12 protein-coding genes are annotated in these 20,522 nt (G+C 53.1%); 4 read left to right on the forward strand and 8 right to left on the reverse strand.

Annotation, left to right across the window (positions count from 1 at the left end):
• The first annotated feature begins 160 nt into the window (after window positions 1-160).
• Window positions 161-652 carry a hypothetical protein gene (locus ABDW72_RS09720; RefSeq protein WP_347158352.1) on the forward strand — a complete coding sequence of 164 codons (492 nt, stop codon included), beginning with the start codon at window positions 161-163 and terminating at the stop codon, window positions 650-652.
• A gap of 268 nt (window positions 653-920) precedes the next feature.
• Here the strand turns inward: ABDW72_RS09720 and ABDW72_RS09725 are convergent, their stop codons facing one another.
• The 6 genes from ABDW72_RS09725 to ABDW72_RS09750 all read right to left on the reverse strand — a co-directional run bounded on the left by ABDW72_RS09725 (window position 921) and on the right by ABDW72_RS09750 (window position 8,287).
• Window positions 921-2,012 carry a C40 family peptidase gene (locus ABDW72_RS09725; protein ID WP_347158353.1) on the reverse strand — a complete coding sequence of 364 codons (1,092 nt, stop codon included), beginning with the start codon at window positions 2,010-2,012 and terminating at the stop codon, window positions 921-923.
• Window positions 2,013-2,178: 166 nt separating this feature from the next.
• Complete coding sequence (locus tag ABDW72_RS09730) at window positions 2,179-3,441, reverse strand: DUF819 family protein (protein WP_347158354.1); 1,263 nt, start codon at window positions 3,439-3,441, stop codon at window positions 2,179-2,181.
• Between the two features lie 280 nt (window positions 3,442-3,721).
• The gene (locus ABDW72_RS09735; protein WP_347158355.1) at window positions 3,722-4,795 is read right to left on the reverse strand and encodes an aminotransferase class I/II-fold pyridoxal phosphate-dependent enzyme; all 1,074 of its coding nucleotides are present in this window, start codon (window positions 4,793-4,795) and stop codon (window positions 3,722-3,724) included.
• Window positions 4,795-5,808: a dipeptide epimerase gene (locus ABDW72_RS09740; RefSeq protein ID WP_347158372.1), complete on the reverse strand. Its 1,014-nt coding sequence runs from the start codon at window positions 5,806-5,808 to the stop codon at window positions 4,795-4,797. Before ABDW72_RS09740 ends, ABDW72_RS09735 begins: the two co-directional genes overlap by 1 nt.
• Before the next feature lie 133 nt (window positions 5,809-5,941).
• Entirely contained in the window at window positions 5,942-7,300 is a 1,359-nt protein-coding gene (locus tag ABDW72_RS09745) for a D-alanyl-D-alanine carboxypeptidase/D-alanyl-D-alanine-endopeptidase (RefSeq protein ID WP_347158356.1), read from the reverse strand.
• Between the two features lie 36 nt (window positions 7,301-7,336).
• Window positions 7,337-8,287 carry an N-acetylmuramoyl-L-alanine amidase gene (locus tag ABDW72_RS09750; protein WP_347158357.1) on the reverse strand — a complete coding sequence of 317 codons (951 nt, stop codon included), beginning with the start codon at window positions 8,285-8,287 and terminating at the stop codon, window positions 7,337-7,339.
• 401 nt (window positions 8,288-8,688) lie between these two features.
• Between ABDW72_RS09750 and ABDW72_RS09755 the strand changes: the two genes are divergently transcribed.
• Complete coding sequence (locus ABDW72_RS09755) at window positions 8,689-11,580, forward strand: serine hydrolase domain-containing protein (protein WP_430438152.1); 2,892 nt, start codon at window positions 8,689-8,691, stop codon at window positions 11,578-11,580.
• Window positions 11,581-11,787: 207 nt separating this feature from the next.
• On the opposite strand, the gene ABDW72_RS09760 is transcribed toward ABDW72_RS09755, so the two are convergent.
• Both ABDW72_RS09760 and ABDW72_RS09765 read right to left on the reverse strand, forming a co-directional pair.
• The gene (locus ABDW72_RS09760; protein WP_347158359.1) at window positions 11,788-13,113 is read right to left on the reverse strand and encodes an MFS transporter; all 1,326 of its coding nucleotides are present in this window, start codon (window positions 13,111-13,113) and stop codon (window positions 11,788-11,790) included.
• A gap of 355 nt (window positions 13,114-13,468) precedes the next feature.
• Window positions 13,469-15,544, reverse strand: a complete 2,076-nt coding sequence (locus tag ABDW72_RS09765) for a S9 family peptidase (protein WP_347158360.1) — start codon at window positions 15,542-15,544, stop codon at window positions 13,469-13,471.
• Between the two features lie 403 nt (window positions 15,545-15,947).
• Here ABDW72_RS09765 and ABDW72_RS09770 point away from each other — a divergent pair, with 403 nt between their 5' ends.
• The gene (locus tag ABDW72_RS09770; RefSeq protein ID WP_347158361.1) at window positions 15,948-19,061 is read left to right on the forward strand and encodes a SusC/RagA family TonB-linked outer membrane protein; all 3,114 of its coding nucleotides are present in this window, start codon (window positions 15,948-15,950) and stop codon (window positions 19,059-19,061) included.
• Between the two features lie 14 nt (window positions 19,062-19,075).
• Entirely contained in the window at window positions 19,076-20,503 is a 1,428-nt protein-coding gene (locus tag ABDW72_RS09775) for a SusD/RagB family nutrient-binding outer membrane lipoprotein (protein ID WP_347158362.1), read from the forward strand.
• Window positions 20,504-20,522 lie beyond the last annotated feature (19 nt).

A 20,522-nucleotide genomic window follows, 5' to 3' on the forward strand; every position in this document is an offset into this window, starting at 1 on the left:
AGTCATTTGCTATTCAAGCCGGAGGTTGTTTATATTTATTAACTGGTAGCTCCGTTTTAGAAAGGAAGACTATAGATTTAGCAGCCAAGGCCATGGCAGATTGTTTTGTATATTTGTACTACCAAAGCACCAGCTTTTATACTTCTAGCCTTTCAAGCGCATGTCAAAAATACGCCTTTTACCGCTCTTAATCCTGCTGTTATGCCTCGGCTGCCAGGAATCCGAATTGGCTGATCCTGCTATTTTAGACAAGCTTCAGGGGAGCTGGATCAATACCCGGCAACAATCTTTATACTATGATGCGTCGGGTAACCTGCTGTATGAGCAAACCCAGGAACCCCAGGGAATTATTTACAGATTTAAAGACAAAAGTTTATACATCGTGTTTGACTCCACGCTACTAACCACCGATTCTACCACTTATCAAAAACAACTGCGGGGCATGTCTTTCCAACTCACCAAAGTAAATAACCTTACCCGCATCACTTTTATACAAAGTAGCAGTACCGCCAGCACGATTATTCGCTCCATCTCAAACGATGCTATGGTGTGGGAGGATGCGTACAAAGATCAGAGTTATAAACCAGACAGCACCGACCGCCAACCGGCAGACCACCTGGTGGTGCGCCAAGAGTTTACCCGCCGTCCTTAGCCGTACCCTCTCCTGCTGCCTGCCGCCACTGCTGTTATCGTGTAACTTATACTATTCGGTCACGGCACTTGCCTGCCTCTCCTCCTCCGGATAGTGATAGCATCCGAACAGCTAGTTTAGCACCGGCACCTGGCAAGGGCCAGCCGAAATAAGATCATACTTTGAAGCAGCATGGCGCCTTACCGGATGAAGGGTATGCCCTCAGCGACATCCGGTGGCTCTCTACGCGTTCGCACACACTAGCTTTAAACCAATGCTAATGCGCCGACTACTGGTAAAGCGATGCTGTTCGCAGGTCCAGCAGGGCTTCCTGTGCCGAAATGTGCTTGGCCCGCAAAAACCGTTTGAGCTCGTATGCATCATAGTTTGGCGCATCGGGATTCATGCTGCTGACGTGCACGCGCCCGGACGAATGTATAAACTCCTGGTTACCGCCGATCCACATACCTACGTGCACCACGCGCTCAGGCTTGCCATTATGTGCAGGCACGCCGAAGAAGAGCAGGTCGCCAGGTCGCATGTTGTCCCAGCCGTTGGATGTATCCACTAATTCGCCCAGGTGTATCTGCTGCGAAGCGTCGCGGGGCAGCACCAGGCCATTCATAAAGTATACGGTTTTAGTAAAGCCACTGCAGTCTACTCCTTTAAATGACGTGCCACCCCACAAGTAAGGCAGTCCCATCAGGCGTTTGCTGGTCTCCACCAGGTTATCTTCGGTGGGGTGTCGTGAGGTAGCCCACTCTTTATAAGCGATAGCCTCCTGGGCAGCTACGTAGGCAGTGCGCCCGTCCGGAAAAGCTACCTTGTAAAATGCTGGCGTCTGTTTTTTCAGCAGCAGCACATCGCCATACACCAGGTCCGAACTGGTGGCGCCCTCCTGGTCCATACTGCTGTAAGCAAAGCCATACGGCTGGGTATAGATGATTTTGTCCCCTTGCTGCCAACGGGCAAAGCTGCTGCTGTCCTGGAGTGCGATCCCGCCGCCATCCACCCAGGCTATATACTTATCAGGTGTTTGCACCAGGTACCAGCCGCCGTCTTTTTTCCATACTTGTAATGGTGTGCCCAGTGTTGCCTGTGAGGCTAGTTCTGCCGAGTGCCGGGGTTGTGAGCGCAGGTTCGCCACAGAAATCGTGACCACGGCCCAATGCTTATTTCCAAGTCCCGGCTCAGGCAGCACCTGTATGCTATCTACAAAGTTGATGTTGGCTGCCTGCAGGCGCTGTAGCAAAGCTGCTTTAGCTTCCGGCAGGTTAGTTTCCCCAGCGAGCACCTGCCCCTGCGGCTCTACCAGAAATAAGGCCGTGCGCTTGTCCGGGGCATACTGCTGCCGGATAGCCGCGATGTGTGATTGCATCATTGTTGTAACAGAAGAGGAAGTTTGCTTTGGGGTCTTACCTGGAGCACAGGCTCCCAACAAAACCAGCAGTAGTATAAAAGGACTTTTTTTCATAAGGAATAACTCGTACTTCATAAGTATAAAAAGCGGCTTCTGTAGCGCTTCTCTCATAACTGTGATACTGGCGCTAAGGTGCCACCTGTTGCATCAGAATACCACATATGTAGGCGGCATAGGTGCCGATCGCGTAGCCGAAAATAGCCAGTAGTACGCCCACGGGTGCCAGTGCCGGATGAAACGCGCTCGCAATAATAGGTGCCGAAGCTGCTCCGCCCACGTTGGCTTCGCTGCCAACTGCCAGGAAAAAGAAGGGCGCTTTGATCAGTTTGCCCACCAGGACCAGTAACAGCATGTGGATCGAGATCCAGATAAAGCCAACCAGGAACAAACCCGGGTGGCTCGTAATTGCCGTTATATCCATCTGCATGCCAATGGTAGCGACCAAAATGTATACAAACACGCTTCCAAAACGGGACGCCCCGGCACCTTCCAGTTCGCGCGCTCTGGTAAAGGAGAGTAGCACGCCAAATACTGTAGCAATTACCACCAGCCAGAAAAACCCGGAGGTCAGGCTGAAGCGCTCCAGGGAGGGCGCGTGTGTGGCGATCCAGGGGGCGATCAGGTCGGCAAAAAAGTGCGAAATGCCCGTCACACCCAAGCCTACTCCCACAATCAGCATCGTATCTGTTAACGTAGGGATGCGCATAATGCCCAGCCGGTACTGTTCTACTTTGTTCTTGAGCTCGTTCACAGCGGTACTATCGGCTTTGAAGAACTTATCCAGTTTGTCTGCTTTGCCGGCGCCATAAAGTAGTACCGCCATCCAGAGGTTGGCAATGATCACATCCACGGCAATCATAGCCGAGAACAGGTCGGGGTTAGGTTTGAATACCTCATACATGGCCAGCTGATTTGCACCGCCGCCAATCCAACTGCCGGCAATGGTGGTCATGCCGCGCCAGACCGCATTTGGCCCTACGCCACCCACAATTTCCGGGGCAAACGACGAAACGATCAGGATAGCCAGCGGGCCGCCAATCAGGATACCCACGCTGCCGGTAATAAACATCAGACCGGCTTTGTGCCGCAGCTTCCAGATCTCTTTCAGGTCGAGGCTGAGGGTAAACAGCACCAAGCTGGCCGGCAGCAGGTAGCGTGAGGCCATGTGGTACAGTTCCGACTGCTCCCCGGAAATAATACCCAACGAGTTCAGCAAGCTGGGAATCAGGTAACACAGCAGCAGCGAAGGCACGACGGCATAAAATTTCCGGAAGAAGGACCGCTCACTGGAAGAGGTCTTGAACACCAGCGCCAGAATGATGACGAGGATGCCTAGCACAACGGCATCGTTGGTGATAAGCGGGAGGTGTGCGGCAGTGGGTTGGTCCATGTATAGATATGATGTAAGCTTACTATACTATTTAATGTATAAGCTTGTATTAGTGTTTTTAGATAGGCTGTAGTTGGTGCGCACCTCTTACAGCAGAAGCGTTTTACTGATCTTTCGCCACGCAGGTAGGACCCACTTTTCTCTAATAGCTTCCATAGAAATCCCCCTTCTGGCGCAAATTTTCAAACTTGTGCCTTTTAATAATCTGAATCTCTGACTGCCCTATGGCCAAAGCTGCAGGCTTATACTTGCGGAAGTACAGCGAAATCCTTATCCGCCCTTAATCCGGCTCAAACTGGTTAATGAGTGTTGTCAGGCGCTGCAAGTCGTCAGTGGTATGCAGGCTGTTGAGAATAACGCGCGTAATGGGGTCGTCGGCAGGCGTAGGATAGCGGAAGCTCGAGATCAGTACCCGGTGTTGCTGCAGGAACGGACACAGAGCTTCCTCCGGGGTGTTGAACACAGGATACAAGGGCAGGGAATTAAAGCGACCAGGCTGCGCAAGCCGCTCCGTGAAATAGGCAATGTTGGCAAACAGCTTTTGCCGTGCCTCCTCAAACAGCTTTTCGCTGCGAAGAAAAGCATCAAGATACGCCGGCACCGCAGGCGAAGCACCTCCGAAGCAGGGGCTGCTTTTTAACTGCGCTATAACCTGCCGATCGCCAAGTATAACTCCTGCCGGTATGCCAAAAGCTTTTCCGAACGAGCTGACCACCAGCAGCCGAACACCTTGCAAATGGCTAAGCTGGCTGTAAACGCCCGCTCCGTTCCGGCCGGTTACGCCAAAGCCATGCGAATCATCCACAATTAGCGTAACCTGCTTTTTAGTGGCTAGTTCCTGCACCCAATTAAAGTCATAGTCGCGCACCTGCAGCGGGTCCAGCGAATTGCAGACGATGATCAGGTGCTGTTCAGGTATAGCCGGAGCTGACTCCAGCACCTGTGCCACCCATACCTCAAACGATAGGCTATTATCCGGCGCATCCGTAGCGCTTCGCCAGACAGCCGGGTGCGTACCGGGCGCGTATAAAAAGCGGCCTTCCTCTGCTAGCGTCTGCACCAGCAACTGCCCCGCCAGGTAACCCGACGAGACCGTGAGCGCTGCTTCTGCCCCGGTATAATGTGCCAGGTAACTTTCCACGTCGTCATACACCCGCAGTTGCAAATTGCCGTTTCGCGAGCTGGAGTAATTAGTGCCATACCGCTGCATGCTCTCCCAAAGGCATGCGCGAAACGCCTCGTTCCGGGAAATACCGAGGTAAGACGTACCGCTGCAGTACAGGTATTCTACGCCCTCTACCACCAGCGTGCGGCCGGGTAACTGATCTGTATAGAGGTTATCGGTGCTCGGCATTAGGCAAGCAGGGCGGTTCCGGTTCCGTTCAGGCTACTGTAACTAACTTTGCCATAGTCGATGGTGACACCGGAGGCAATATCTTCGCGCAGCAGGAGGGCACCGTCCATATCCACGTAATCGAGCAGCGGCAGCAGTTGGGCAATGGCCGAGATGCCGATGCTCGATTCTGTCATGCAGCCGACCATCACTTTCATCCCCAGCTTTTTGGCCTCGGCAATCATACGGCGAGCGGGCGTCAGGCCGCCACACTTCACCAGCTTAATATTTACGCCATGAAAATGACCGTGGCATTTGGCCACGTCTGCTTCCGTAATACAGCTTTCGTCGGCAATCAGCGGCAGCACCGAGCGTTGGTATACTTCTTTCATTCCTTCCAGGTCATCGGCGCGCATTGGCTGCTCAATAAACTCCACCCCCAGCGGCTTCAGCGCTTTCGCATTTTCGATGGTTTGCTCCACGCCCCAGGCGCAGTTGGCATCTACCCTAAAAATGGCATCCGTATGCTGGCGCAGCGCCTTCACGATGGCCACATCGTCGGGCGTTCCCAGTTTGATCTTATAGAGGGGCCATGGTTGTTCCTGCAGCTTCTTCACCATGTTTTCGAGCGTAGCAATGCCGATGGTGTAGTCGGTGAGCGGCATATTACCCGGGTCCAGGTGCCAGAGTTGGTAGAGCGGCTTGCCTTTCAGTTTGCCAAACAGGTCGTTCGCTGCAATATCAAGGGCACAGAGCGCAAAGGAGTTGTCAGCTAGCAGTGGCTGCATTTTCGCCCAGAATTCCTCCGGCGACGTCAACTTTGTCGACTCAATCTGCTCCCGGATCTGCTCCAGTGCATGGGTCATACTTTCAATCGTAAAGCCATAGTATGGATTGCTGGTAGCCTCGCCATAGCCTTTTTGTCCGTCTTGCTCCAGCTCTACAATCAGCGTTTCCTGCACGTCACGGGAGTCGTAGGAGATGGTGAAAGTATGCCGGAGCGGCAGATCGAAGGAGCGGATGGTCAGTTTCATCATAGTATAGGTTGCTTGTTTTGGGATGTTCTGGTTATAGATTTCGGCTGAATCAGGATGTATAGAATGCTGTCATGCTGGAAGTATATTTGAAACATCATCCTGCAAATCCTGCTTCTGTTAAGTATAAAACTTAGTAGCGGTTGTGTATGTCGGTTACGATGCGCTCCATCTCATTGCGAATTTCAGAAGTGGGCACGCTAAAGTTGTTATTCATAAAGCTGTAGAGCAGCAGTTTTCCACTTTTAGTAATCAGGTAGCCGCTCTGGTTATGCACATGCGACAGCGTACCGGACTTGGCAAACACGAACGGCACATCCGCTTTATAGATGTTACGGAAAGTGCCGGGTCGGCCGCCAGCAGCCAGCAGCGGAAACAAACGTTCCTTCGGCCGCTCCTGTAATAGTTTCTGAAGTATGGCAATCATATCGCGCGGCGTGAAGAGGTCCATGGTGGAAAGGCCGGAGCCATCAACCCATACCGGCGTGTCGGGCAGGTCGGCCAGGTAATGCTCCAGCGCGTATTTGATGCCCCGTTTTACAGAAAGCGTATCGGAGATGGTGCCGGAGCTAAGTGCCATCAGTTGCTCGGCCAGCAGGTTATCACTTACCTGCAGCATGCGCTTGTATACAGTGTCGGCAGGCAGGCCGTAAAAAGTTTGGGCATCAGCCGGAATGCTGCGCTTCACCCACTTCACGGGTCGCTTCAGGGTATCGGCTAAAAGGGCGGCCGTCATTTCGGGCGAGGTGATAAAAGGCACTTCCACCGAGAAATTCGGCTTGGCATACTTGGGATAATACGTAATATCGTTGCTGCGCCAGGCCCGCACAAATGGGTCTTCGTTGTCGTTCTGCGTGCTATCGGTTTTGATCAGCGGCTTAAAGTACGCGGGCGTTACGGTATAAGGGCCGCCATCTTTGCGCGTGAATTTTACGATGTTGCCATGTATAGGAAACACGTTCCGCTCCGGCTGGTAATAGTAGTTATAGTCGTCCCAGCCCCAGTTGGTGGCAAAGGGTGTGCTGGCAAAAGGCCCATCGATATAGTATAGCTTCTCAGGCCGGTTCTTCAGAAAATCATACGCCAGCGAGTTCTTCACGTCCATGTGTGTGAACATAGGGTCGCCAGTGCCCCAGAACAGCAGCGAGTCGCCATGCACCGCATACTTCAGCGCCGGAATAGAATCGCCCAACATTTTAAGGCTGGCATAAAAAGTATAAAGTTTGGTATTGGAAGCCGGCACAAAGTATTTATCGGCGTGGTGCGCCACAATCATCGAATCTAGCTCCGGATCGTACAGGGCAAAGCCCACAAAGCGCTGTTTCATCCTTTCAGATGCCTCTATCTGGCGCTCTATTTCCGCCGGACCATACGGGGCCGGTTTGGTAGAGGCTACGGGCTTGGACGTAGTACAGGCCAGCAAAAAAAACAGGCAGGCAGCCACAGGCAAGTGCCAGCGCAACCAGGAGATCACATGTTGTTTCTGGTTCATAGGGAATGATTAGGGCGTATGAAAAGTATGGCGATACTATAAATACTTTTTATACAGGTTAAACAGCACCTGCTTATCTGTTGCCGTTAAAGTGGTGTCTACGTTTGTCTGAATAAAGTGCAGCTTAAATGATTTGATAGCTGCCGGCATATTGCGCGTATCATAGCCAATAATATGTAAGGCTTCCTTCGGCTGAATAGGGTCTGGAACCGGTATGGGCTTGGCCAGGCTATCCAGAATCGCTACATTCTTCAGAATGCTGCTGTCCGGAAGCAGCGCGGCCATGTTCAGCTTTTGCGTTGTATCGGGCAGCACCGCGGCGACTATCGCGCTATCTACTGCGGCTTCGTCGTACCACAAGCCAAAGCCGTTTTCAGCCAGCTTCTTCCACGGAAACATCGCATTTGGGTCATCTTTGCGGGTGGGCGCAATATCGGAGTGGCCGATAAAGTTGGTTGCCGGAATGCTATACTTCTTTTTCAGCATCGCGAGCACCTCCAGCAAACTGTTTATCTGCGCCTCTGAGAAAGGCTCATAGCCGTTGTTGTCCAGCTCAATTCCGATAGAACTGGAGTTCAGGTCGGTGTTGTTGCCCCACCTGGCTACGCCGCCATGCCATGCCCGCAGGTAGTCGTTGAGCATGTGGTATACTTTGCCATCCCGGCCGATCACGTAATGCGCGCTTACCTGCGTTTTCGGTATGGTAAAGGTTTTCAGGGTTTGCGTCGTCGAGTCCTGCGCGGTATGGTGAATGACCACATAGTTAGGTTTGCGCATGTTAAAATTGGTGGTGCCTACCCAGTAATTTCCCTGCGGATACAGCGTGCCTTCATCTTCTGCCAGCGGAGCCATTTTTAAAGTACGCGCATAGGCTTTTGCCTGCTTTTTGTAGGAGCGATTGGTAGTGGCATACGGATTGCGGGCACAAGAAACAACAAGGATCCCGGCAAGTAAAAGCAGGCCGGCACGACTGGAAGTATACTTCATAAAGAGCGATCTTTGGCTAAATATCGACATTAACCTGAATAATTATACTTGATGCAACAAAGCAAAGATGACTGCACACTAATGAGCTGCCCGAACGTGAAGCTCACAACTACCGCTGCAAGCCAGGTATTTTATCTTAACAAGATTGCTTTTTTTTGCAGGATTTCAAAAAATTACCGCAAATAAAAAGGCACCTATACTGATTTCTGTTAAATTGCAGTAAATCCTGCGACTATAAACCCCTGATTACTTTGGAAAAATACCACCGCTACACGTTCATCCTCCTGCTGCTGTTTGTGGCCAGCTATGTGCAGGCCCAGAGCCGCCACCCGAAATCCCGTAAGCCGGCTACCAAAGCAGTGGCTGCTCCCGCTTATAACCCGGTAACGGATCCACCGTTTATGGCCCCCGAGCACCTGGCATGGGCTGATTCGGTGCTGAGCACCCTGACGCCGGAGGAACGCATTGCGCAGCTCATTATGATTCCGGTCTACTCGAACAAGAACCAGGCGCACATCGACTCCATTAGCAATCTGATCAGCACCTATAAAGTGGGCGGCGTGATCTTTTTCCAGGGCGGCCCCGTGCGGCAGGCCAAAATGACAAACCGATACCAACGCGAAAGTAAGGTGCCGCTGATGGTCTCTCTCGACGGTGAGTGGGGCCTGGGTATGCGCCTCGATAGCACCGTGCATTTCCCGTACCAGATGGCGATAGGCGGCATTGACAATGAGCAGCTGCTCTACGAAATGGGCGCCGAAATTGCCCGCGAGTGCAAGCGGATGGGCATCAAAGTGAATTTTGCCCCGGACATTGACATCAACAACAACGCCAACAACCCGGTTATCGGTTTCCGCTCATTTGGCGAAGACAAGTATAACGTGGCGCGCAAGGGCATGCTCTACATGCTTGGCATGCAGGATGAGCACGTACTGGCCGTAGCCAAACATTTCCCCGGCCACGGCGACACCAATGTAGACTCGCACTTGGGCCTGCCCCTCATCGACTTCTCCCGTATCCGTCTTGACTCTACTGAACTGTATCCTTTCCGGAAGCTTATGGCGCATGGTTTAGGGGGGGTAATGGTGGCGCACATGAACATTCCTGTGCTCGACAACACGCCTAACCTCGCTTCCACGCTTTCCAAACCCATTGTTACAGACTTATTAAAGCATGAATTAGGGTTTGATGGGCTGGTGTTCACGGATGCGCTGAACATGCAAGGCGTGGCCAAGTTCTACCCGCCGGGCATTGTGGATGTGAAAGCGCTGCTGGCCGGTAATGATGTGCTGCTGAACACGATGGATGTAAAAAAGACGATAGAAGAGATTCAGAATGCCATCAAAAACAAAGAAATTACCCAGGAGGAAGTAGATGCCCGCTGCCGTAAGGTGCTCGCAGCCAAGCAGTGGATGGGCCTGGATAAGTGGCAACCTGTGGAAACTGCGCACCTGATCCAGGATTTAAACAACCCACATGCCGAATACCTGAACCGCAAGCTGGTTGAGGAATCGCTGACGCTGCTGCGCAATAAAAACAACATTTTGCCGCTGCGCAACCTGGACACGCTGCGTGTAGCGGCGCTGGCCATTGGCACAACTGAGGAAACAGATTTTCAGCGGGGACTTGCCAAGTATATGGCCGTCGATAATTTTTACCTGCCGCCCAACAGCTCTATTGCCGACCTGCAACACCTAAAAGAGCAACTGCAGGGCTACAACCTGGTAATTGCCGGTGTGCACAAGCTGCAGTTGAAAGCATCAGGAGGTAGCACTTTTGGCATTACGGCTGAAATGAACCTGTTCCTGAAAGACCTCATACAGTCGAAGCCGACAATAGTGGGCGTGTTCGGCAATGTCTACAGCCTGGCTAAATTCGAGGTGATAAGCAAAGCGGATGCTGTTGTAGCAGGCTACCAGGAAGACTTTCTAACACAAGACCTGGCAGCGCAGCTGATCTTTGGCGGCATCAGCGCGAAGGGGCAGTTGCCGGTTACGGTGAGCAATGCCTTCCAGATAGGGGATGGCCTTAAAACGCAGGGCGGCGTTCGCCTGGCCTATACTGTGCCGGAAGCTGTTGGCCTGAAGTCGGAAGATTTAGCTGGCATCGACTCACTGGTGGCACAGGCCATCCGGGAGAAAGCCACTCCGGGTGCAGAAGTGCTGGTTGCAAAAGACGGCAAAGTGATCTACTACAAATCCTTCGGCTATCATACTTATGACAAACAGGTGCCCGTGCAGAACACCGATTTGTACGACATGGCATCTGTGACCAAGATCAGCACCTCGCTGGCAGCTTTCATGAAGTTGAAAGGCGAAGGCCGCTTCGACGTGGATCAGACACTGGGCCATTATCTGCCTATGATGCAGGGCACCAACAAGGAGAACCTAAAATACCGTGATATCCTGACACACCAGGCCCGTCTGAAAGCTTTTATCCCCTTCTGGCAGGAGACGGTGAAGAAGAACGGCAAGTTTAAGTGGGCCACGTTCAAAACCGATTCCTCTGCCCGCTTCCCGATCAAAGTGGCCCATAACTTATACATGCACCGAAAGTATGCGTGCAAAATATACAAGGCCATTGCCGAGTCGCCGCTCAACGACAAGCCCGGCTATGTATACAGCGACCTTTCGTTTATACTTGCGCCGCTGGTAGTGCGCAACATCACCGGCCAGGACTTTGTCAGTTACCTGAACGAGAACATTTACAAACCTATTGGCGCCTCTACCCTCACGTTTAACCCTTACAAAAAATACCCGCTCTCACGCATTGTGCCAACAGAGAACGACACCTTGTTCCGGAAGCAACTGGTACACGGCACCGTTCACGACGAGGGCGCGGCCATGCTGGGCGGCGTCAGCGGCCACGCCGGCCTGTTTGCCGATGCCAACGACATGGCCAAACTGATGCAGTTGTACCTGAACGATGGGGTGTACGGCTATAAGCGCATCATTGCGGATGATGTGGTCAGTGAGTTCAGCAAGTGCCAGTTCTGCGACCAGGGCAATTACCGCGCCCTCGGGTTCGACCGTCCGGCCGAACCCGGCGCTCAGAACAGCAACTCAGCTCCCAGCGCCCCTGCTGAAAGCTTCGGTCATTCCGGCTTTACCGGCACTTATACCTGGATTGACCCAACAAACAACCTTGTATATGTATTCCTGTCGAACCGCGTGAACCCCACCCGCGAAGGTAACAAACTCGGCAAACTGAACACCCGCACCAATGTGCTGGAGGTGGTATATGAGGCGATGCGCAAGGCTAAAGAAAGGGAAACAGCTTCAGCCAAGCAGTAAGCACATAGTATGCTCTACATAGCATAACAGCCATAAAAAAGGCGCAGGTTTCAAACCTGCGCCTTTTTTATGGCTGTTATATCTTAGCTTCTCATAGCTGCTCTTCCGGATTTGGAAGTCCGGAAGCAGGCTGCCCGGGGATGCCCAGCAAATACGGATGTTCGATACAGCACAGCTTGGCGGCCTTACACAAAGTTATAGCGCAACTTAGGCCAGCTGTGCATCCACATCTTTCACGATCAGGGTCAGGAAACCGCCCACAATCATGGCACATCCGCCCAGCACCAAGGCATAGATGGCTTCTCCTCCGAAAACGTTATCCGTTACAAAACCCAGAATAGAACCGGCTACGATCTGCGGGATCACGATAAAGAAGTTGAAAACGCCCATGTAGTAGCCCATCCGCTTGGCAGGCAGAGCACCCGCCAAAATTGCGTAAGGCATCGAAAGGATACTGGCCCAGGCAATACCCACGCCCACCATCGAGACCAGCAGCAGCATGGGATTGGTGATGAAGTAGATAGAAATTAGCCCCAGCCCGCCCAGTACCAGGCAAATCAGGTGCGTGATCTTCCGGCTGGTAGCGCGGGCGATAGCCGGCAGCAACAGGGCAAAAACGGCTGACACACCGTTATACACGGCAAAACAAACACCCACCCAATCCGCACCCTGATTGTAGAGGGCAGAGGTAGGATCTGTGGCGCCGTATACATGACTGGTCAGGGCACTGGTCGTGTAGATCCACATGGAGAAGAGCGCAAACCACGAGAAAAACTGCACCACTGCCAGTTGTAGCATGGTTGTGGGCATGTTAAAAATGCCCATCACGGCTTCTCGTATTCCTCCGCCCAGGCTCACACTGTTCTTTTCCGCCTCAAATGCCGCCATGTCTTCCGGCGGATATTCCTCCGTTTTGAAAACGGTCCAGCTCACAGCCGCTAAGAAAACAACACCTCCAATGTAGAACGACCACTTTACAGAGCTCGGAATCATGCCGGCCGGGGCCGTGTTGGGAATATCCAGCCAGTTTGTGAAAATATAAGGCAGCATCGACGCGACAACAGCTCCTACTCCTATGAAGAACGTTTGCGTAGCAAAGCCCATGGTGCGCTGACTGGAAGGCAGCACATCACCCACCAAGGCCCGGAACGGCTCCATCGATACGTTAATGGAAGTATCTAATATCCAAAGCATGCCCACTGCCATCCAAAGGACCGAGGCATTGGGCATCACAAACAAAGCGGCGGAGGCAAGTATGGCACCAACCAGGAAAAACGGGCGCCGCCGGCCCAGGCGCGAACTCCAGGTGCGGTCGCTTAGGTAGCCTATAACAGGCTGCACGAGCAGGCCGGTAACAGGTGCCGCCAGCCAGTAGAGCGCAATTTCAGTTCCGCCGAGGGTTTCGAATATACGGCTAACGTTGGCATTTTGAAGGGCAAATCCGAACTGGATACCCAAAAATCCGAAACACATGTTCCAGATTTGCCAGAAGCTGAGTCTTTTTTTCTCAGCCGCGAGTACTGTTTGTGCCATACTGTTGTTGGTGAAGTGAGCAGATGTTTTCGCTTATACAAATATGCGCTGGGCAGAACTGATTAAGCAATTACTTACTTGGATTTAGACAGATTTAAACAAAAAAAGTTTCTTTTCCTAGCTAATAAAATTCGCCTTTCGCACAGTGTTATAGTAAAGCGCAGAAAGCCACGCTTATGCAGCGGCAGCCTGCCTGGGGCGCGACTTGCGGGAAAGCAGCTAGCACTTAAATTTACTGAAAACAAGCGGCTTTAATGCACGCCTTATACTTACTTTGGATTACCCGTTGCAGGTCAGGAGAGCGCCTGCAGCCGACAGCAATTCGAAGGTGTTACCGCTACCTCTTTTCCGCCTATTACTTATCCTTTTTCAGCAGCTTCCGCTTAAAAAAATCTGCGGTGGCTTTGGCTACTTTTAAGCCATTGCTATACTTCATCCAATGATGTGTGTCGTCTACAATAACGAGTGTCTCAAAAGGTACGCCTTTGGCCTCCAGGCGCCGCACCAGGTCAATGCTGTTGCTGAAAGATACATTGCGGTCGTCATCGCCATGGATCAGAAGCACTGGTGACGTCCAGGTAGCCACAGAAGCAGCCGGAGATGCCTGCCAGATTACGGTAGCAGCTTCTTCGGCATCCGGCGCACGTTCGTAGCGATCGGGGGCAAGCAGGTTATGCATGCGGCCGGCCGAGCGGTCGCTCATACCATGTATGTCTACGCCGGCAGCAAAGAGTTCCGAGTCGCGGCCCAGCGCCAGTGCCGTTAAGTAGCCGCCATACGAACCGCCATAAATACCGATACGGGCGGCATCTACCTGCGGCTGCGCCGTAAGCCACTGCCCGGCCGCTTTGATGTCCTGGTATTCGGCAGCGCCCATCAACCCCGTTCCTGCCGGCTGATGAAAATCATACCCATAGCCGATACCCAGCCGGTAGTTTACCGACAGCACCACGAAACCCATGCTGGCCAGGTACTGGTTTACAGCATAAGCATTGGCATAATAGTCGGAGTAGTTCCAGCCCAGCAGCATCTGCCGCGACGGACCGCCGTGCACATAAACAATAGCCGGTTTTTTAGCCGGGCCTCCTGCAGTTTCAAACAGCTGCGCATGTATGGTGAGCCCGTCAGGTGCCTGGTAGGTGATTTGTTTTGGCGTGACCAGCTTTTGCTGCGGAAATTGAGCAGGAATGTGATCTTCCGCCAACACCTTTAGCTTAGCACTTTTCCCCAAAGCAAGAATGGCGGGCAGCGGCGGCCGCTGAACCGTGGCGCTGATCATAGCTACAGAGATCCCATTACCGGTAATTACCGGAAAAGCTTCCATCCCGGCACCCGGCGTCAGCACTTCGGGCTTCGCTTTATCTACCGGTACCCGCACGATGTGGCGGCGGTCGAGATCGGCTTTGTCTGGGCCGGTGTTGGCGCTGAAGACCAGCCACTGGCCATCAGGGCTCAGGCGGATGTGCTCGGCCATGTAGTTGCCTGGTGTGAGCAGCAGCGGCTTGCCACCGGCAACAGGTAGGGAGTAAAGGTGTGGCCAGCCGTCTTGAGATGAGAGAAACACAATTCGCCCTTCGGCAGCCCAATGCAGGTTAAAGCCGCCGTTAGTGTTCGGCACGGAGCCCGCCATCGTTTCGGGTGCTTTCCATACTTGCCTGGATTCGTCTGTTGCCGCATCTGCCACAAGTATAGCCCAGGGTTTGGGATGATTTTGCAGGTACGTTTCGGGCGCTCCGCCCCTGCCCGGCGTGCGCACAAACACCAGTTGGCTGCCGTCTGGTGACCAGCGTGGTGAGAGGTCGCGATGGAAGGAGGGCGCTACCCAGTGAAGAGGTGTTTCAGGATTGGTAAATACACCGATAAAGGAGTGGTCGCCCCGGTCTGAGACAAAAGCCAGTTTTGTGCCGTCTGGTGCCCACACGAATTCGCTAACTTCGCCGCGTGTGTAGAAAAGCGGTGTGGCAGCTGCTCCCCCATCCAACGGCGCCAGCCATACTTGCCCGTTTCTTAGGAAAGCGACCTGCCTGCTGTCCGGCGAAATTACCGGATGATCGCCCTCGGCTATGGCGACCGGCTCGCCGCCGGCAAAAGGCACGCGCCATACTTGCACCGCCTGTGGTATAGAATCTGCCGCAGGATTTACCGGGTCGCTCTCATTCCAGATAGCTCCGTGCTCACCACCCCTTACATACACCACCCACTGCCCATCCGCCGAAACAGATAAACTTGTTAGCTCCTGCCCATCATCTGCCGTGTATCCGGTAAGCTGGCGGGGCATAAAGTCGGGCCCTTCGGCTACGAACACATTGCGTTTGCCCTGCTCATCAAAGGCCCACGCAATTCTGGCACCCTGGGCAGCGCCGGTGAGGCCAGAAGGGAAAGGATAGCTTTTAACAGCTTCGAGGGTGAAGGTTTGTGCGTGAGCGGTCATAGGGTGTATCAATAAAGCAAAAAACACAGCTGTAGTGCTCCAAATCAAATATTTTACCATAGGAGTTCCCCTGTATGCAGCCTGTTATCTACTGCCTTTTAAAATTATATCTGCAGTAATATGCAACATTGATTTTATTTTTCGCTATATTCTGGCATAATCTTGTATAAATGCTGCAAGAACAGTTTTGACACTACTGCCCTTATCTGACAGATTAAGGATAAACGCAAGCAAATCCCCTCAAGAGGCGGAGCGCAGACGTTATACTTTTAACTTAAAAACACTTGCAACAGCAACCCGGTTGGCCGGCAAGCGCTTTCCGAAAATTGCTTAGCTGTAATCACTGCTTTATAATTTTTATTAACCAATCTAAACATTTATAAACCAAACTAACCCATTTACTATGAGAAACAGTTTTACGCTTCTTGTTTTGCTGCTACTGTGCTGGGCAACGAGTTCCTTTGCCCAAGGTACCACAGTGAGTGGCAGGGTCACAGGCGCGGAGGCAGGCACAGCCCTGCCCGGCGTAAGTGTGATCGTGAAAGGCACGACTACCGGCACGGCCACCGACGCGAATGGCAGTTACAGCCTGCAGGTACCCGGCAGCGATGCCGTGCTGGTGTTCCGATATCTTGGTTATGAAACCAAAGAAGTACCGGTGAACAACCAGTCTGTTATTAATGTAACCCTGGGCAGCGACACAAAACTGCTGAACGAGGTGGTAGTAACCGCTATGGGAATTTCCCGGGAGCGAAGAACATTGGGCTATGCGGCACAAAGTGTAGAGTCGGAGGAGCTGACGCGCAACAAGCAGCCCAACGTGCTGAACGCTCTGCAGGGCAAAGTAGCGGGCGCACAGATCTCCAGTACCGGCGGTGCGCCCGGCCAGGGTGCCAACATTCGCATCCGGGGCATCAACTCCATTGATGTGAACCGCTCCAGCCAGCCGCTTTTCGTAATCGATGGTGTGCTGGTGGACAATACCACCTCCACTTTTGGCGAGGGATCTGAGCTGCGCGGCATGAGCAACCGCCTCGCCGACATCAACCCCAATGATATTGAAAGTATAAACGTGCTGAAAGGCGGCGCAGCCACAGCACTATACGGTTTGCGCGGCGCTAACGGTGTGGTAGTTATTACCACCAAGCAGGGCCAGGCGGGCACCATGCGCGTTAACTTCACCAGCACTGCCGGCATTGAGCAGGTAGACAGGTTCCCGGAGGTGCAGGATAAGTATACGCAAGGCTATTCAGGCGAATACGACCCTAACAGCTTCTGGCCATCTTGGGGACCAACCGTGGCTGAGGCACGGAAGATAGACCCCACGCACCCTGAAAAGCTCTACAACCACTTCCGCGATGCTTACCAGACCGGCTCACAGTTTCGCAACAGTCTCTCTTTTTCCGGCGGCAGCGAAAAGGTAACGTTCCTCTCTTCTTTGTCGCACTTCAAGCAGAAAGGTGTGCTGCCTTTCACGGATTACCAGAACATCTCGGCACGCCTGAACACCGACGTGAAGCTGAGCGATAAACTGAAGACGGGCGCCAGCTTTAATTTCGTAAATTCCGGCGGCTACCGTTATAATGCTGACCGCTTTAGCGAGAGCCTGAGCTATTGGTCGCCGCGTTGGGATGTGACGGACTATGTAAAAGAGGACGGCACTATGAAGACGTATGGCAATAATAACCCGATTTATGGGGCTGCTACCAACAGGCTGAAAGATGACGTAAACCGCTTTATCGGTAGCCTGCACTTCGACTACTCCCCGCTGAACTGGCTGGACCTGAGCTATCGCGTAGGTGTGGACACGTATAGCGAGAACCGCACTGCCACCGCTCCCGGCCCTACCGGCCTGGCTGGCGAAGTGGTGTACGAAGACAACGACCAGGGCTTTGTGAACAAGTATAACACCAAGTTCCGGGCTGTCAACTCTACGTTCCTGGCATCGCTTCATTCAAAATTGGGCGAAAACTTTAACGGCACGCTGCGCCTGGGCCATGAGCTGTACGACCGCCGCATCGACCGCTTCGGCATAGAGGGCAGCAACCTCACTGTATTTAACTACTTTGACCTGGATAATGCCCGGATCGTATCGCCCACACAGTCTATGGAGCAGTATCGCCTGATGGGTTTGTTTGCGGAGGCCACACTGGATTACAAGAACTACCTGTACCTGACGCTGACCGGCCGGAACGATATTTCGTCTTCGCTTCAGAAACCGCACAACTCCTTCTTCTATCCCTCTGTCAGCCTGAGCTATGTGTTCTCTGACCAGATGGAGCTGCCGACCTACATCAGCCTCGGCAAGCTGCGGGCATCGTACGCCGGCATTGGCAAGGACGCGCAGCCGTACGCCACTTCCGTCGGCTATGCCTCCTACACAGGCCTGCCGACCGGCTACACGGGCTTTACAAGAGCCGCATTGCTGGGCAACATCGACCTGCTGCCGGAATTTACCAACACCTTTGAAGCAGGCATAGAGATGGCTTTCCTGAACAACCGCCTCGGATTCGACTTCACTTACTACAACTCTGTGAGCAGCGACCAGATCATTAACATTGATGTGGCCGCCACTACTGGCTATGTGCAGGCGGCAGTGAACTCAGGCAAAATGCGCAACAAAGGGGTGGAAATCTCCCTGCATGGCACACCGGTTAAAACGACCGATTTCAGCTGGGATGCCAGCCTGGTGTTCTCGGCAAACCGCAACAAGATCCTGAGCATTCGCGAGGGGCTGACTGAAATACCTTATGCGTCGCAATATGGCTATTCCGGCTCCACCGTTTCGATGAAACTCATCCCCGGTCAGTCGTATGGCGACCTGTATGGTACTTCTTACAAGCGCTACTACGGCCCTGGCGAGGAAGAGGATCCGATGACCCTCGACGAGTCGCGGCCTATTGTGATTGGAGCAGACGGATTCCCGGAGAAAAACTCCTCTCCCAAGCTACTGGGCAACTCGCAGCCCGACTGGATTGGCGGCTTCACCAACACTTTTACCTACAAAAACCTAAGCCTGACGGCCCTGTTGGACGCGCAGGTAGGCATGGAGAAGTATAACCAGATGGACAACTTCTTCGCCGCTTTCGGCATCGCCAAGTATACCGAGAACCGCGAGGAAACCAAGGTATTCGAAGGCGTGCTTGCCGACGGAACGCCAAACACCAAAGCCGTGTGGCTGGGCCAGGGCGTTGGTCCCGATGGCGTAGACTACGGCAATGGCTTTTACCGCAATGTGTATCGTGGCGTATCGGAGAACTTTGTGCAGGATGCCTCTTGGGTGCGCCTGCGCTCGCTGACGCTGACCTATAGCATGCCCGACAACTGGTTCCAGAACATCTTTGTGCGCAATGCCTCTGTATCGCTCACAGGCAACAACCTGTGGCTGTCTACCAAATACAATGGCTATGATCCGGAGAGCAGCTCGAGTCCAAGCGGTAGCAACGTAGACGGCTTCGCGGGCTTTACCTACCCTGCTGTCCGCAGCTACCTGTTTACCCTGAACGTAGGATTTTAATTAAACTTGAGACGATGAAAAAGATATTCAGATATACCATGGCCTTGGTTATGATGACGGGAGCCATGTTCAGCCTGCAGAGTTGCGACGACTACTTCGACCTGAAGGACAACCCCAATCTGGTGACAAACCCGCCGATTAACGCGATGCTGTCCACGGCCACACAGAAGACCGGCCTCAACAGCCAGCGTGTAGCGGCGGTTACGTCCTACTTTGTGCAGTACCTGGCCAGCCCCTCACCGGGCAGCAGCAGCGACACCTACCAGATCACGGACTACACCAGCATCTGGGATGCGCTATACCTGGGCATGGCCGACATTTATGACATGAAGCAGAAGGCGCAGGAAGAAGGTGCCAGTGAGTATGTGGGTGTAGCCGATGTGATGATGGCGTACCACCTGAGCCTGGTGGCTGATATGTTTGGCGATGCCCCTTACACGGAGGCATTCAACGGCAGTACGCTCACCCCCAAGTTCGACTCACAACAGGATCTCTATAACCAGTCACTGCAACTGGTGGATGAGGCGATCACTGAACTGGCCAAGCCTGGCTCTAAAATCACACTGGACCCAGACAACGACCTGATCTATGGCGGCGACGTAGCCAAATGGACTAAGTTTGCCTATGGCCTGAAAGCGCGCTTCCTGAATAAGATCTCCAAAACTCCCGCCTATGACCCGCAAGCGGTGCTTGGCGCTGTGGAGCACTCCTTTACTTCCAACGCTGACGATGCGCAGATGAGTGTTTTTGCTGTTCGCAACCCATGGGCTACGGTAGCGCTGAACAACACGCAGCTGGTGCTGGACGGCTGGCTATCGGAACAACTGGTGGAGCAGCTCAATGGCAGTACCTATGGTGTTTTCGACCCACGCGTCGCCAAGATTACTGAAAAAACGGTGAACGACGATTACAAAGGCACACCTAATGGAACCGGCAACATTGGCCCTGCCGCCAACACAGTGCGCGACGAGTCTTACATTTCGCGAAACTCGCCAATCACCGGCGACCTGTCGCCGATCGTAATTATGTCGTATGCTGAGTTGAAGATGATAGAGGCAGAAGCGGCGCTTAGAGTGGGCCTCACCGATCGGGCCTATGCCGCGTACCTGGAAGGCATTCGCGCCAGCATGGACAAACTGGAGGTCCCTGCGGCCGAACGCGACGCGTACCTGTCTAATCCGGCTGTGGCCGTAGGTGCCGGCAACCTGACGCTGGACCTCATCTTTAAGGAGAAGTATGTGACAACCTACCTGAACCCGGAAGCCTGGAACGATGCCCGTCGTTACGACTACCAATATGCTGACTTTACACTTCCTGCCAATGCCGCGCTAACTGATTTTATCCGACGTGTGGCTTATCCGGAAGGCGAAAGCAGCAAGAACAGCGCAAATGTACCAGCTGCTACCCCACTTGACACGCCACTTTGGTGGGACCAGCAGTAACAGGTAACTTTAGAGAGGT

Origin of the sequence: Pontibacter chitinilyticus, assembly GCF_039748935.1 — a bacterium.
In the GTDB taxonomy this organism is placed as follows: Bacteria; Bacteroidota; Bacteroidia; order Cytophagales; family Hymenobacteraceae; genus Pontibacter; species Pontibacter chitinilyticus.